Raw genomic sequence first — 13,942 nt, forward strand, 5'->3', positions numbered from 1 at the left:
AAACAAAATGTTTATATTGATTCCTATGATACGCAACTTCGCCGATACGGAAACCGAACGCTTTTTTGCCACAGGCAAATCCCGGCGTTTGCCATCCGATATAAGGCTCCGTGCGGCAATGCGGCTTACACAACTGGACGCAGCTAACCGCATAGATGATTTGCGCTTGCCGCCGTCTAACCGCTTGGAAAGTCTGGGCGGCAATCGGCACGGCTGCTGGAGCATTCGCATCAACGAGCAATGGCGATTGTGTTTTCGCTTTACCGATGGCGATGCGTTTGATGTTGAAATAGTTGATTACCACTGAGGAAAAATTATGACTAACAATGGCTTGCCGCCCATTCATCCGGGCGAATTTTTGCGTGAAACCTTTGACGAACTCGGCTTGACCCAGGCGGCATTTGCCGATGCGTTGGGTGTTTCGCCGATGCGGGTGTCGCATATACTGAAAGGGGATCGTCCGGTCACGGCGGAACTGGCGTTGCGTCTTGCCCGTGCGTTGGGGCAAACACCCCAGTACTGGCTGAATTTGCAGACCAGTTATGACCTTAAAATCGCTCAAACCGAGTTGAAAGACAGTCTCGAAGCCGTTCGTCCGTTGATTGCGGCCTGATTTTCCACAATGGCAATTGCCAAGATCAGGCTTTATCATTTTCCGCTACGGTTGCCACCACTTCCGCCTCAAACCCAAACACGTCCACTACCCGCACACAGACCTTACGGTTTCCTGCCTTAGCGGGTACGGTAAGTTGGGCTTGTGTAACTACCCGTAGCGGGTCGCCGTCATTTTCGGTATTGCCGCGATAATCTTGCCACACCGAGCGGAATAACTGGCCGTCGTAATCCGGGGTCTACTGCCCAGTATTCGATCAACGCCAAGGGTTCACTATTGATAATGCCTTGCAGTTTAGCGCGGTTGGCTTCGTCGAGATTGATGGCTTCCGGGGACAGCAGGACGTAGTTGTCGAGTTCGATGGTGAGGGTTTCTTCACTTTCGTAGCTATCGTAGGGTGCGTTGTACGCACCTTGAGTGGCGATGGTGCGCGGAGCGCACCCTACACGACGGACAGGCTTAATCGTCAAATACTGCAAACTGGCAAAACGCACCGTGCCTTTCAACTTCTCCAACCCGCCTTTCTTCTTCAAGCGATCCAACAAATCCGGCGGAATCACCAACACTTCCAGCTTGTCGTCGTTCAGGGCGGTGATGGTTTCGCCGATGGACGGCTCAAAATTCCAGCCCAGCACCACCACCTTATCCCAACCGCCCATCAAGGTATCGCGCTGGGCGATGGCTTTTTTCAGCGTTGCCGTGCCAGTGAGTTTGTTGGGCGAGTCGGCGAACACCAACGTTTTACTCCCTCTCCCCGCGGGAGAGGGCTGGGGTGAGGGCATGGCGGCGGAAATATCACCCTCACCCCCGACCCCTCTCCCTGAGGGCGAGGGGAGATAACCCAGATTTCGCATTGGATTTTCCTCCAACGGCAAGGGCAATGCACCGTACAATTGCAGGATGATGTGCGCCAAATCACCGATCTTAAACTGCCGCCCCAAACTGGCTTTTGCCGCTTCCACCTGATAATCGCCGATGGCTTGGTACAAGAACGGTTGGGCGTTCTGGTCGATCAGGCGTTTCCGCATAATCATGCAGGCGGGTTTGCCAAGGTCAGTAGTGATCCAGCGTCGGCCTAGTTTTTCGGCAACGGCGGCGGTTGTGCCTGAGCCGCCGAAGAAGTCGGCGATTGTCGAATTTGTATTTGTAGAAGCCGCAACAATTCTTTCGAGCAGCAAACTCGGTTTTTGCGTTGCATAACCGATACTTTCACTGCCTTGTAATGAGCGTACATCTACCCAAACATCACGGCAGCGTACGCCATCGGAGCTTTTATATAACTTTCTGCGAGGCACTTTGTTTGCTTCTGCTTGAAGAATCCCCAGCTTTATCCATTCCTGTGCAGTTTCTTTTGGCATCCTATAACCATTTTTTGGCATAGTTTCACCAAATCCAAGATCATAGATATAACCTCCACCACCTGGATTATCTACAGATACCATCTGGTAATAACCAATTTCATCTCGTTTTGAATATAGCTTTTCACTTGCATCGCTATATTCTTGAAAAACATCATTCCAAATAGGATTGGCATCATTCTTTCGATAAAAAAACAGAGTGTCGTGAGATTTGATAAATTTTTTGTTTTTAGCCGATGTATCACCAATTGCGCTTTGCCAAATAATTTCATTAACAAAGTTTTCACGTCCAAACACCTCATCCAAAACCAACTTCACATAATGACCCACATGCCAATCCAGATGCACATAGATGGAACCCGTATCACTGAGCAGTTCCCGCATCAGGATCAAACGCGGGGTAATCATCGCCAGATAGGAGGCCGTGCCGTCCGCCCAGGTATCGGAATAGGCGAATTGCTCGATGACGGTGGGTTTTTGTTCCAATTCCACACCGGGTAAAGTAATTTTAGTGCGGTAATCGGCTTTGGAATCAAACGGTGGGTCTATGTAGATCAGGTCGATCTTGCCGCGCAAGCTGGGCGTGTTGTCGTCACCCGCCAACAAGGCCGCCATCGCCAGCAGGTTATCGCCGTAAATCAGGCGGTTGTGCCATTGTTCGCCCTCACCTCGACCCTCTCCCACTGGGAGAGGGGGATTTAGGTGTACGCGCCTGTCGTTGGCGGTAATCCAGTCTGTCGCCACGCTGTCTTTTGATGGCAATACCCATTCACGGGTTTGCAGGCCGATACGATGGCGGCCTTCCAGGTTTTCCAGTATTTTTTCAGCCGTCTGCCGCCCCTTGGCAACAATTTCGGGAAGTTGTTCGAGCAGGCTTTTTGCCATAACTAAATGTTCATCAATAAATGAACAGTAAGTTTATATTAAATTGAACAATTAGTTGTTATAAAGTCGCAACAAAACTTAACTTTCTGTTCATGGATGAGAAAACAGAGTTTAGCCAACGCTTACGCAAAGCCATTGAGGATGCCGGATACTCGCTCCGGCCTACAATATTGGAACGCGAATTCAATACCCGTTATTGGGGACGGTCAGTGACAGTACAAGCAGTGCGCCGCTGGTTGCGCGGCGAGGCGATTCCTTCGCAGGAAAAGTTACAGGTGTTGGCGGAGTGGTTAAAAATAGAACCGCATACCCTCCGCTTTGGCGAACAAGCGACAGAATCTATCCGCACTAAACGGAAACAATGGGACGAGGCTTTGGATTATCGGGAACGGGAAACGATTGAAGCGTATTTGAGCTTGCCGCTGCCGCAACGTAAGATTGTACGGGAGGTTATCCAGGCTTTTACTAAGGTGTTTGCATCGGGTAAACCCTAATGCCGTAGATTAGGCGCGCAAACATCCGGGCTATCCGCTTTGATGGTGCTATGGGTGCGACGCAATCTGCCGAATGCGATGTCCGTAGATGTGGCGGATTACGTCGGGCAGGAAATTACACATCCGAAGATTGGAGGGTTTGCAAACCCTGTCTTACGGCTGGGTTTCGTACCTCAACCCAGCCTACATGATGCTAAAAGCCTGAAAATCAGGTATGCAGAAGCAAAGAGTTACTTGATTTTACCTTCTTTGTACATAACGTGCTTACGCACAACAGGATCAAATTTTTTGATCTCCATTTTTTCAGGCTTGGTTTTCTTGTTTTTGGTAGTGGTGTAAAAGTGGCCTGTGCCTTCGCTGGAAATAAGTTTGATTTTATCGCGCATGTTTTAGTCCTCTTAAGCTATGATGCCGTTTTTACGCATATCCGCCAGAACAACGTCTATACCTTTTTTGTCGATAATTCGCATACCTTTAGTGGATACCCGTAAGCGAATCCATCGGTTTTCGCTTTCCACCCAAAACCGATGGTGTTGCAGGTTGGGAAGAAAACGTCTTCTGGTTCTATTGTTAGCGTGTGATACGTTGTTACCTACAACAGGTTGTTTACCTGTTACTTGACATACTCTGGACATGATTAGCCTCTAGCTGGGTGTCTGGATTCAAAATTAGCCCATCTTTATACCAAAAATTCTTTTCAAGGTAAATAACAATCTATAAAATGAAGGGAACAATCACTCAAAATCTTATGGAAAGACAGTAATGCCAATAAAATTGGGCATGGTCATGGATCCCATCGACCGCATCAACATTAAAAAAGATACCAGCTTCGCCATGTTACTTGAAGCCCAGACTAGAGGCTGGGAATTGCATTATATGGAACTTGGTAGTCTTTATCTAAGGAACGGCAAGGCGTACGCCAAAACCCGAACGTTGACGGTGCAACGTGATGAAAAGCAATGGTTTAACTTTGTTGCCGAACAAGATATTGCACTTGACATGCTTGATGTCATCCTCATGCGAAAAGATCCGCCGTTCGATCAGGAATATCTCTATGCGACTTACATGTTGGAACTGGCGGAACATGCAGGTGTCTACGTGGTCAACAAGCCGCAATCCTTACGTGATGCGAATGAAAAGCTGTTTACGGCGTGGTTTCCGCAGTGTTGCACTGAAACTTTAGTCACCAGAGATGCCAGCAGGATTAAGCATTTTCTGCATGAGCTGGGTGAAATCATTGTCAAGCCCTTAGACGGCATGGGCGGGGCATCCATTTTTCATTTGCGTGAGGGCGATCCTAATCTAAGCGTGATTTTGGAAACGATGACTCAGCACAACAGCCGTCAGGTAATGGCGCAAAAATATCTACCTGAGATAAAAGACGGTGACAAGCGCATCCTGATGATTAATGGCGAACCCGTGCCGTATTGTCTTGCCCGTATCCCTGCCAGCGGCGAAAGCCGAGGTAATCTGGCGGCTGGCGGAACGGGTCAGGGCAGGGTACTAACCGATCAAGATCGCTGGATTGCCAATCAAGTTGGTCCTACGTTACGGGAAAAAGGCTTGGTATTCGTGGGCTTAGATGTCATTGGATCAACTCTGACTGAAATCAACGTCACCAGCCCAACCTGCGTACAGGAGTTAGACAAACAGTTCGGTCTGAATATCAGCGGTTTGTTGATGGATCATATTGAAATTGCGTTGAAATGATGGCAAATCTGGCGACTTTCGATTCAACAAGTACCATAACTAATAATGATAGGTTATTGGTGGCCTTATTTATAGCGGCCATCATCCATATCATTATTGTGCTAGGCATCCGTTTTAGTGAGCCTGAGCCGCCCATCCAGAACAGTCGTTCAATAGATGTTACCTTAGTCAGCACACCCGCTAAGAAAGCACCCAAACAAGCAAAATTCTTAGCTCAGGATAATCAGATAGGCGCGGGTGAAAAAGCCCAAAAGCCACAGCCGCCAGCACAAAGAATAGCTAGTCAGGGTAATAGTCAAAAAAGACAGATTGAGAAAAGCGAACAAGCACTTGCAGAACCCAAAGCTAAACAAAAACTCATCACGCAACAAAAAGCGGTCGCAAAAGTCGTTTCTGAGAAGCATCCTGAGACGACACACGACACGGAAAAGCACCCACAGTTAACGGCGGAAACCTTGCAACAGCAGATTACGCAATACGGTACTGAAATCAGGCTCAAGCAACAAAGCTCCGATCAGGCTAAAATCAAGTTTGCTAATTCCGTAAGTGCTCATAAATATGTTGCTGCACAATATGTGAAAGACTGGGAGCGGAAAGTCGAACATACAGGAAACATGAATTATCCTGTAATCGCCCAACAGAAAAATTTTTCTGGGACATTAACCATGGATGTCGGTATAAAAGCGGATGGCAGTATTTACAGCATTCGGATATCCAGATCTTCAGGTGTCCCTGCGCTTGATGAAGCGGCAAAGCGAATTGTCAGGATGAGTGCGCCTTTTTCGGCACTACCTAGCGACCTGCTTAAGGAAGTCAATGTCTTGGTTATCACTCGAAAATGGAAATTTTCTGACGAATCAGGAATGACTACGCCATAATAACCGCTACCGTCAGCAAATAGGATTGCTAAAATGAGTGAAAACTATCTCAATAATCAATTCATCATCGCCATGCCGAGCTTGATAGAGCCCATTTTCCATCACACCGTTACCTATCTATGCCAGCACACCAAAGAAGGTGCATTAGGCATTGTGATTAACCGATCTGCTGAGATGAAACTGGGTGAAATCTTTAAACAAATGGATATAACTGCCACTGTGTTAGAGACGGCAGAAACGCTGGTATTTTCCGGCGGTCCAGTGCAGCAGGATAGGGGGTTTGTCGTTCACAATGCTTGTGGGACTTGGGATATGACGTTGCCGGTTTCGGAGGATATTTCCTTGACCACCTCCCGTGACGTGATAGAGGCGATTGCGGCAGGCGAAGGTCCGAAAAAATATTTGATCGCATTAGGTTATGCCGGCTGGAGTGAAGGGCAACTGGAAAAAGAAATGCTAAGTAATTCCTGGTTAAATACACCTTGTGCCAAACAGATTTTGTTTGAAACCCCCGTAAATCAGCGCTGGAATGCCGCCGCCAGCCAAATCGGCATTGATATTAATCAGTTGACCACGCCAGCAGGGCATTGTTGACATCGTGGGATACCCCGTGAAGCAAGACCCGTTACAGAGCAAAACGCACGATGAAACCTATCTAGGCTTTGACTTTGGCAGTAAAAAAATAGGGGTTGCGGTCGGGCATTTAGTGACAGGTATCGCCAGTCCGCTGCAAACCTTACGTTCCATCAACCAAAATCCAGATTGGATGGGCATAAGCAAACTCATCAACGAATGGCGACCTATCGGCTTGGTCGTTGGCATATCCAAACAAATGGATGGCACAGACAACCTTATCACGCCGCGTATGCTAAAATTTTGTCGGCAACTAGAAGGCAGATACCAACTGCCTGTACATCAGCAAGATGAAACCCTATCCACCTTTGAAGCCAAACAGATGCTATTTGACGAGGTAAACCTAAGCGCAACAAAGCTATGGGCAGTCCAGGATCAACTGGCGGCACAACTTATTTTGCAGACTTGGCTGAATGACAACGCGCCTCAATGATGTCCAATAACTTACAATTAAATTCGAAAGGTAAACTCAAACACTTTCTAACCATTGAAGGGCTAGATAAAGCTTTATTGATAGAAATCCTGGATTTGGCGGAATCTTTTGTCGGCACGGAAGACCAGCGAATCAAAAAAATTCCGCTGCTACGTGGTAAAAGCATCGTCAACCTGTTTTTTGAGAATAGCACCCGTACCCGCACGACGTTTGAACTCGCCGCCCGGCGTTTGTCAGCCGACGTGTTAAGCATGAGCATTGCCACTTCATCAACCTCGAAAGGAGAAAGCCTGCTCGATACCATCCGTAATCTGGAAGCGATGTATGTCGATATGTTTGTTGTGCGCCACGGCATTAGCGGTGCGGCGCACTTTATCGCTCAACATGCTGCACCCAACGTCAGCGTTATCAATGCCGGAGATGGGCAACACGCCCATCCTACCCAGGCCATGTTGGATATGTTCACCATCCGGCAGATGAAAGGCGACTTCGCAAACTTGCGGGTTGCCGTCGTCGGTGACATCCTGCATTCCCGTGTTGCAAGGTCGGATATTCAGGCACTCAATACGCTAGGTGTCGCAGAAGTCCGCGTCATTGCGCCTAAAACCTTGTTGCCTGCACAAGTTGAAACGATGGGTGTGACGGTTTCGCACAATCTCACCGATGGCTTGAAAGATATTGACGTGATTATCATGTTGCGTTTGCAAAAAGAACGCATGAGTGCCGCGCTGCTGCCCAGCGAAAGTGAGTATTTCAAATGTTTTGGGCTGACCGAAGAACGATTAAAAATTGCCAAACCCGATGCGATAGTCATGCACCCAGGCCCAATCAACAGGGGCGTGGAAATCGACTCAAATGTCGCGGATGGCTCGCAGTCAGTCATCCTCAAACAAGTGAGCAACGGCATCGCCATCCGTATGGCAATTATGGCAATGGCGATGCAAAAGCAGGACAGTTTGTGATGGAACGCATACTCATCAAAGACGGTAGGATTATCGACCCTGCTAACAAATTTGACCGAATCGGCTCGGTTTATATTGCCGACGGCAAAATAGCGTCGGTAACCAATGAACCCGCCGGGTTTAAAGCGGACAGGATAATTGATGCCAACAACCAAATCGTCTGCCCAGGCTTTATCGACCTAAGCACTCGGTTACGCGAACCAGGAGAAAGCCGCAAAGCCACTTTCGCCAGCGAAACTGCCGCCGCCGCCGCATCCGGCATCACCACGATGTGCTTGCAGCCGGACACTATCCCTGTCATCGATGCCCGTGCGGTTGCCGAGCTTATTAGGGACCAAGCGGAAAAATCCGGCTATACGCAAATCTTGCCGATAGCCGCACTTACCCAAAAGCTGGAAGGCATCGAGCTAAGTGCCATGCTTGCCTTAAAAGATGCCGGTTGCGTAGCGGTCAGTAACGCTAATCAGCCGGTGAAAAACCTGCTGGTACTTAGGCGAGCAATGGAATATGCCGCCAGCCATGACTTGTTGCTCATCTTTCGACCTAACGATGTTTGGCTCGCAAATAACGGCTGCGTCCATGAAGGTAAGCTATCAACTCGTTACGGATTACCTAGCATTCCCGATGCCGCAGAAACTATCGCTTTGGCACAATGTCTGGAATTAGCCGAATTGACCGGTTGCCGCGTCCACTTCGGTCAGATCAGTAGCAGACGCTCAGTCATCAAGCTCCACCAAGCCAAAAAATACGGCTTGGCAGTCAGCGCCGATGTCGCCATTCATCAATTACATCTGACCGAAGACGACATGATCCCTTTCGATAGTGCGTATCACGTCTTGCCGCCGTTCCGCACGAATCGCGATAAGGCAGCCCTGCGTGAGGGCTTGGCAAGCGGCACCGTTGACTGCATTTGCTCAGACCATCAACCACATGACCTGGATGCAAAACTCGGTGCTTTCCCGGAAACCGAGCTGGGCATTTCGTCGCTGGAAACATTATTGCCTTTAATGCTTAAGCTAGTGGCGGAACGTGCCATAACCCTTGAACAAGGCATCGCTGCGCTAACCTTAAAACCCGCCCAAATATTAAAATTAGATTGCGGTGCATTAACTCCCGGCTTTGCTGCCGACTTGTGTGTTTTTGATCCTGAACAGGAATGGCAGGTGAATTCTGGAAACTGGCGTAGCCAAGGGTTGAATACGCCGTTTTGGGGGCAGACGTTTAAAGGGCGGGTAACGCATACTTTGCAGGCGGGAAAAATTATTTATAGTTAGGACTCCATGAAAATTTTATCGCCAATTGAACGTTTAAAAAATATGGGATTCCGGCAAGTTGGTGGATGGACTTTGGATTCGGGGAAGGTACTGTTCACACTGGATGATATTGCATCTTCTCAAAATGTGTTGTATGCATTTATTTCGGAGGATACCGTAATGTATGTTGGCAAAACTGTTCAACCGTTAAAACAACGAATGAACGGTTACAAAAATCCACACCCAACTCAATCAACAAACATTAAAGGCAATAAATTCATTACTGAAACATTAACGGCAAATAAACCTGTTTCAATATATGCGTTACCTGACAACGGATTGCTTTATTACGGTGGCTTTCATGTTAACTTGGCGGCAGGTCTCGAAGACAGTTTGTTTTCATCATTAAAACCATCATGGAACACTGCCGGTATTTAAGCCGAGTAGGGTACGCATCGTGTACCTTTTGGATGCCACATAATTATTCGGCTTGGGATAGGGTATGCAGTGCATACCCTACTTATCTATTCCTAGAACTGCCACATATCCCCTAAACATTTACATGGGTATCATCAAAAAACTCGCCTCCCAAACGGCTATCTACGGACTTAGCAGCATTTTTGGGCGTTTCCTCAACTACCTGCTCGTACCTCTTTATACTTATTATTTCTCTGCGGCAGAATACGGGGTGGTGGCGGAGTTCTATGCTTACGCAGGATTTTTTTCGGTGGTGCTGCTATTCGGGTTTGATACCGGTTATTTTCGTTTCCGCGACAAAGAAAACACCGAAAAAGATAAGGCTTACGCCACAGCGTTATGGTTTATCCTACTAATAAACTTAGGTTTTTTTGCCCTCATCCTGTGGATAAATCCGTGGTTGTCTAATCTGCTAAGTTATTCGGATCATCCCGAATACGTGCTTTGCTTTAGCCTAATCCTCATCCTAGATGCTGTCTCATCCATACCGTTTGCGCGTTTACGTGCAGAAGATAAAGCTTTTTCATTCGCCGGGATTAAAATCGCTGAAATACTGATAACGGTAGGTTTAAGCCTGTTTTTCATCAAGTATTGCCCTAAACTCTATGCTGATAAAACCTATCCTTTAATCACCCAGTTTTACGATCCGGCGTTAGGAGTGGGTTATATTTTTATCGCTAATTTAATCGCCAGCGTATGCAAGTTTTTCTTGTTGATTCCGCTTTTTCTGGGCTTGGGCTGGGGTTTCGATAAAAAGTTATTTGGTCGTATGCTCAAATATTCCCTGCCGATGGTGATAATCGGTTTTGCGGGCATTATCAACGAGATGCTAGATCGCGTATTGCTCAAGCAATTGCTGCCTTACGATTTGGCGACCAATATGAAAATGCTGGGCATTTATGGCGCATGTTACAAGCTGTCTATCTTGATGTCCTTGTTTATCCAAGCTTTTCGCTTTGCTGCCGAACCGTTTTTCTTTTCTTATTCGCAAAACAGTGATGCGCGAGCCATCTACGCAAAAGTGCTGCGGTTTTTTGTGATTTTTTGTGTATTTATCTTTTTGCTAGTCACCTTATTCATTGATTTCTTTAAATACTTTGTCGGGCCAGAGTTTCGTGTTGGCTTAGATGTCGTGCCGATTTTACTGCTTGCCAATTTGTGTTTAGGCATCTACGTCAATCTATCAATCTGGTACAAATTGACCGACCACACCTTAATTGGCGCGTTTGTTTCCCTTTGTGCCGCTGCGCTCACTATCGTCCTAAATATCTGGTGGATTCCCGTGTACGGCTATATGGGTTCAGCCTGGGCGCACTTGATCGGCTATGCGGGTATGGCGATAGTGTCTTATCTATTGGGGCGGATTTATTATCCGGTCGATTATGATGTGTTGAGGATTTTGGCGTATATAGCCTTAGGTTTGGGGCTTTATCAGGCTAAATTGCAATTACAGCCGATGATTTTCTGGCAGCCTGGTTTATTGGCGGGGGCGTTGTTGCTGCTTTATTTATTGATTGCAACGCTGTTTGAAAGACGGCAATTAAGAATGACTTAGGAATTACAACAGTGCTACTACGAAACTTTATCAAGACAGCATTTAAACCAATTTGACATCTTGTAAGGGTAACAGTACCTTAGTTCGTTTTAATAACTTCACACAATCCGCATTTCTCAAGAGTAAACATGGAACAATTTCACCGCATCAGCCGTTTACCTCCTTACGTGTTCAATATCGTCAATGAGCTAAAAGCCAAAGCGCGAGCAGCAGGTGAAGATATTATTGATTTCGGCATGGGCAATCCTGACCAGCCCACACCAGACCATATCGTCAATAAGATGTTGGAGGCGACCAAGCGGCCAGATACCCACCGTTATTCGATGTCCAAAGGTATCCCAAGGTTACGGCGGGCTATTTGTAACTGGTACAAAACCCGCTTTGATGTGGATTTAGACCCTGAAACGGAAGCGATAGTCACTATCGGCTCCAAAGAAGGGCTGGCGCATTTAGCTTTGGCTACATTGGGGCCCGGCGATGTCGTGCTGGTGCCGAATCCCGCTTACCCTATCCACCCTTATGGCGTGGTGATTGCCGGTGCTGATGTGCGGCATGTGCCGTTGATTCCGGGTGTGGATTTTTTCGAGGAACTGGAAAAAGCCATCGTCGAGTGCTGGCCGAAACCCAAAATGCTGATCCTGAATTTTCCCGGCAACCCGACTAGCCAGTGCGTGGAATTGGATTTCTTTGAGAAAATAATCGCGCTCGCCAAGGAGCATAAAATTTGGGTCGTCCATGACATCGCTTATGTCGACATTGTGTTCGATGGTTATATTGCGCCGTCGATACTGCAAGTGGAAGGTGCTAAAGATATTGCTGTGGAATTTTTTTCCATGTCCAAAAGTTACAACATGCCCGGTTGGCGTGTTGGTTTCATGTGCGGCAATAAGGAACTGGTTTCGGCATTGGCGCGGATTAAATCGTATCTCGATTACGGCACGTTCACGCCAATTCAAATTGCTGCCATCGCTGCACTGGAAGGGCCGCAAGAGTGTGTGCGGGAAATTTCCGATATGTACAGTAAACGGCGTGATGTATTATGCGAAGGCTTAAACGCGGCTGGCTGGCCGGTTGAAAAACCGAAAGCGACCATGTTTGTCTGGGCAAAAATTCCTGAAGCCTATCAAGCGATGGGATCATTGGAGTTTTCTAAAAAACTGTTGCTGGAAGCGAAAGTGGCGGTAGCTCCCGGTATCGGGTTTGGTCAGTATGGGGATGATCACGTCCGGTTCGGGCTAATCGAAAATGAACACCGCACCCGTCAGGCCATTCGCGGCATTCGTAGTATGATGAAGAAAGATGGGGTTGTATGATAGACCTAACTAATTAAGATCGTTCCTACGCTCTGCGTGGGAATGCAGATTTACCGCTCTGCGGTGTACGGAACGCGGAGCGTTCCTCGTCCTTGTTCCCACGCAGAGCGTGGGAACGATTAAAAATGTTGGGTGGCATGATAGAAATCAATTTATTGGAATTACCGCAAGACCGGCTATTAGCCATGCCTGAGACGGAACGGGTCTTTCTCTTTGGAATTGCCCATATTGCTAATGAAGTCAATATGCTACAAAAGCTGTTCTTTTGGGCGTCAAATGCCCCAAAACAGCCTGAGATTCTCAAAGAAGTTCACATATCGCAAGCGTTGATGCTAGCGAAGATATTAGCGGGAAAACTGCACGAATTTTGGAAATTCATGGAAAAGGCATATTTTAAGTCAAGAGTCTCACAGTTGTGGGAATCGAAGTTTGATGACGAAGCAAAAATAATTTTGAAGGATATTAAAGGTTACTTTAGTAACTCAAATTGTCTCAATGATGTCAGAAACGATTTTGCGTTCCACTACTCCATCGAAATGATGAAATGTGGTTTCGAGAAAGTTAAGCAGGAAGAAAGGTGGAAAATCTACTTATCTGATACAGTGGGTAATAGTTATTACTACGCTGCGGATATGGTGGCGCACTATGCGATGCTAGAGAAAGTTTCTCCAGGGAATCACCCCAAAGCTATTGAGAAAATTCTCGACGAACTAAATCGAATTGCTTATCTTGTTAATGAGTTCGCCGGACAATGTTGGATTGTTGGTGTAGATTTATATCTATTCCCAAACGATGAGAAAATTCATCTTGTGCAGCAGAATGTGAAAGATCGTCCGCGAATGGAAGATGTCGAGATTCCATTTTTTATTCAGTTGCCAAACAAGTCCCTAAAGAGGAATGGCGAAAAGCGTATTCCGCCTTATGGAATATAAACATTCTGTGCAATGCTTTTCAACTATTATGTCTACCTTCGAGTTTATTCATACCCATAAAAGGAAATTGAATCGTGAAATATTTAATTCTATTTTTGCCTCTATGTATTCTTATTACTGGCTGTGCAGCAGGGGGCAACTTTAAACCTACGACGGTTGAAGGGGCTAAATGCAAGGCTCAATGTGCAAGAGACATGACCACATGCCAAGGTTCTTCTTACACTTGCGATAGGGCGGCTTCTACTTGTATGACGGCATGTGAAGAATTGGATAGCATTAAAAGCAAGTAGGTAGTTCTGTAGATACCGTCTTAAAACCCAAGTGTCAAGGCTTATTTTACTGCGAAAAGAGGATCAAAAGGTTCGCCTGATTTCAAGATAGCAAAGCTAAGATGAATGAGTTTACGCATAGCGGCGCAGGCGATAGCCTTACCATTCTTGCCATTG

The 13,942-nt window shown here is 46.9% G+C and carries 17 protein-coding genes; 13 read left to right on the top strand and 4 right to left on the bottom strand.

Annotated features, from left to right (window positions below):
* Window positions 1–7: 7 nt before the first annotated feature.
* Together AC1YY3_RS09215 and AC1YY3_RS09220 are read left to right on the top strand one after the other, a co-directional pair.
* Entirely contained in the window at window positions 8–307 is a 300-nt protein-coding gene (locus AC1YY3_RS09215; protein WP_481824887.1) for a type II toxin-antitoxin system RelE/ParE family toxin, read from the top strand.
* A 9-nt stretch (window positions 308–316) separates the two neighbouring features.
* The gene (locus AC1YY3_RS09220) at window positions 317–613 is read left to right on the top strand and encodes a HigA family addiction module antitoxin (protein ID WP_481824886.1); all 297 of its coding nucleotides are present in this window, start codon (window positions 317–319) and stop codon (window positions 611–613) included.
* 25 nt (window positions 614–638) lie between these two features.
* Here AC1YY3_RS09220 and AC1YY3_RS09225 read toward each other — a convergent pair whose 3' ends face one another.
* Both AC1YY3_RS09225 and AC1YY3_RS09230 read right to left on the bottom strand, forming a co-directional pair.
* On the bottom strand, window positions 639–818 hold the full coding sequence (locus AC1YY3_RS09225) for a hypothetical protein (protein WP_481824885.1): 180 nt from the start codon (window positions 816–818) through the stop codon (window positions 639–641).
* The gene (locus AC1YY3_RS09230) at window positions 784–2,856 is read right to left on the bottom strand and encodes a site-specific DNA-methyltransferase (protein WP_481824884.1); all 2,073 of its coding nucleotides are present in this window, start codon (window positions 2,854–2,856) and stop codon (window positions 784–786) included. The genes AC1YY3_RS09225 and AC1YY3_RS09230 overlap by 35 nt, the downstream gene beginning before the upstream one ends.
* 92 nt (window positions 2,857–2,948) lie before the next feature.
* On the opposite strand from AC1YY3_RS09230, the gene AC1YY3_RS09235 reads away from it, so the two are divergent.
* Window positions 2,949–3,350 carry a transcriptional regulator gene (locus AC1YY3_RS09235; RefSeq protein ID WP_481824883.1) on the top strand — a complete coding sequence of 134 codons (402 nt, stop codon included), beginning with the start codon at window positions 2,949–2,951 and terminating at the stop codon, window positions 3,348–3,350.
* Window positions 3,351–3,580: 230 nt separating this feature from the next.
* Here the strand turns inward: AC1YY3_RS09235 and rpmG are convergent, their stop codons facing one another.
* Window positions 3,581–3,736 carry a 50S ribosomal protein L33 gene (gene rpmG, locus AC1YY3_RS09240; RefSeq protein WP_349027653.1) on the bottom strand — a complete coding sequence of 52 codons (156 nt, stop codon included), beginning with the start codon at window positions 3,734–3,736 and terminating at the stop codon, window positions 3,581–3,583.
* Window positions 3,737–3,748: 12 nt separating this feature from the next.
* Window positions 3,749–3,985, bottom strand: coding sequence for a 50S ribosomal protein L28 (gene rpmB / locus AC1YY3_RS09245; RefSeq protein WP_349027654.1), 237 nt, complete (start codon window positions 3,983–3,985; stop codon window positions 3,749–3,751).
* A 127-nt stretch (window positions 3,986–4,112) separates the two neighbouring features.
* On the opposite strand from rpmB, the gene gshB reads away from it, so the two are divergent.
* The 10 genes from gshB (at window position 4,113) to AC1YY3_RS09295 (ending at window position 13,496) form a co-directional block, all read left to right on the top strand.
* Window positions 4,113–5,060: a glutathione synthase gene (gene gshB, locus AC1YY3_RS09250; protein ID WP_481824882.1), complete on the top strand. Its 948-nt coding sequence runs from the start codon at window positions 4,113–4,115 to the stop codon at window positions 5,058–5,060.
* Between the two features lie 59 nt (window positions 5,061–5,119).
* Entirely contained in the window at window positions 5,120–5,938 is an 819-nt protein-coding gene (locus tag AC1YY3_RS09255; RefSeq protein WP_481824881.1) for an energy transducer TonB, read from the top strand.
* Window positions 5,939–5,971: 33 nt separating this feature from the next.
* A complete protein-coding gene (locus AC1YY3_RS09260; protein ID WP_481824880.1) occupies window positions 5,972–6,532 on the top strand; it encodes a YqgE/AlgH family protein in 561 nt (186 codons plus the stop codon).
* Between the two features lie 16 nt (window positions 6,533–6,548).
* A complete protein-coding gene (ruvX, locus tag AC1YY3_RS09265; protein ID WP_481824879.1) occupies window positions 6,549–7,004 on the top strand; it encodes a Holliday junction resolvase RuvX in 456 nt (151 codons plus the stop codon).
* Window positions 7,004–7,966 carry an aspartate carbamoyltransferase catalytic subunit gene (locus AC1YY3_RS09270; RefSeq protein ID WP_481824894.1) on the top strand — a complete coding sequence of 321 codons (963 nt, stop codon included), beginning with the start codon at window positions 7,004–7,006 and terminating at the stop codon, window positions 7,964–7,966. Before ruvX ends, AC1YY3_RS09270 begins: the two co-directional genes overlap by 1 nt.
* Complete coding sequence (locus AC1YY3_RS09275) at window positions 7,966–9,240, top strand: dihydroorotase (protein ID WP_481824893.1); 1,275 nt, start codon at window positions 7,966–7,968, stop codon at window positions 9,238–9,240. Before AC1YY3_RS09270 ends, AC1YY3_RS09275 begins: the two co-directional genes overlap by 1 nt.
* A gap of 6 nt (window positions 9,241–9,246) precedes the next feature.
* Window positions 9,247–9,657: a GIY-YIG nuclease family protein gene (locus AC1YY3_RS09280; protein WP_482194438.1), complete on the top strand. Its 411-nt coding sequence runs from the start codon at window positions 9,247–9,249 to the stop codon at window positions 9,655–9,657.
* A 124-nt stretch (window positions 9,658–9,781) separates the two neighbouring features.
* Window positions 9,782–11,251, top strand: a complete 1,470-nt coding sequence (locus AC1YY3_RS09285; protein ID WP_481824877.1) for a lipopolysaccharide biosynthesis protein — start codon at window positions 9,782–9,784, stop codon at window positions 11,249–11,251.
* 128 nt (window positions 11,252–11,379) lie between these two features.
* Window positions 11,380–12,564, top strand: a complete 1,185-nt coding sequence (alaC, locus tag AC1YY3_RS09290; RefSeq protein ID WP_481824876.1) for an alanine transaminase — start codon at window positions 11,380–11,382, stop codon at window positions 12,562–12,564.
* Between the two features lie 137 nt (window positions 12,565–12,701).
* Complete coding sequence (locus AC1YY3_RS09295) at window positions 12,702–13,496, top strand: hypothetical protein (RefSeq protein WP_482194439.1); 795 nt, start codon at window positions 12,702–12,704, stop codon at window positions 13,494–13,496.
* Window positions 13,497–13,942 lie beyond the last annotated feature (446 nt).

Source organism: Methyloglobulus sp. (assembly GCF_964779595.1).

What these genes read in the sequence shown, in the direction of transcription:
- rpmG (WP_349027653.1), bottom strand. Translation starts at nt 3,736, where the DNA reads ATGCGCGATAAAATCAAACTTATTTCCAGCGAAGGCACAGGCCACTTT.
- gshB (WP_481824882.1), top strand. Translation starts at nt 4,113, where the DNA reads ATGCCAATAAAATTGGGCATGGTCATGGATCCCATCGACCGCATCAAC.
- AC1YY3_RS09220 (WP_481824886.1), top strand. Translation starts at nt 317, where the DNA reads ATGACTAACAATGGCTTGCCGCCCATTCATCCGGGCGAATTTTTGCGT.
- rpmB (WP_349027654.1), bottom strand. Translation starts at nt 3,985, where the DNA reads ATGTCCAGAGTATGTCAAGTAACAGGTAAACAACCTGTTGTAGGTAAC.
- AC1YY3_RS09230 (WP_481824884.1), bottom strand. Translation starts at nt 2,856, where the DNA reads ATGGCAAAAAGCCTGCTCGAACAACTTCCCGAAATTGTTGCCAAGGGG.
- AC1YY3_RS09260 (WP_481824880.1), top strand. Translation starts at nt 5,972, where the DNA reads ATGAGTGAAAACTATCTCAATAATCAATTCATCATCGCCATGCCGAGC.
- AC1YY3_RS09275 (WP_481824893.1), top strand. Translation starts at nt 7,966, where the DNA reads ATGGAACGCATACTCATCAAAGACGGTAGGATTATCGACCCTGCTAAC.
- alaC (WP_481824876.1), top strand. Translation starts at nt 11,380, where the DNA reads ATGGAACAATTTCACCGCATCAGCCGTTTACCTCCTTACGTGTTCAAT.
- AC1YY3_RS09270 (WP_481824894.1), top strand. Translation starts at nt 7,004, where the DNA reads ATGTCCAATAACTTACAATTAAATTCGAAAGGTAAACTCAAACACTTT.
- AC1YY3_RS09285 (WP_481824877.1), top strand. Translation starts at nt 9,782, where the DNA reads ATGGGTATCATCAAAAAACTCGCCTCCCAAACGGCTATCTACGGACTT.
- AC1YY3_RS09280 (WP_482194438.1), top strand. Translation starts at nt 9,247, where the DNA reads ATGAAAATTTTATCGCCAATTGAACGTTTAAAAAATATGGGATTCCGG.
- AC1YY3_RS09215 (WP_481824887.1), top strand. Translation starts at nt 8, where the DNA reads ATGTTTATATTGATTCCTATGATACGCAACTTCGCCGATACGGAAACC.
- AC1YY3_RS09295 (WP_482194439.1), top strand. Translation starts at nt 12,702, where the DNA reads ATGATAGAAATCAATTTATTGGAATTACCGCAAGACCGGCTATTAGCC.
- AC1YY3_RS09235 (WP_481824883.1), top strand. Translation starts at nt 2,949, where the DNA reads ATGGATGAGAAAACAGAGTTTAGCCAACGCTTACGCAAAGCCATTGAG.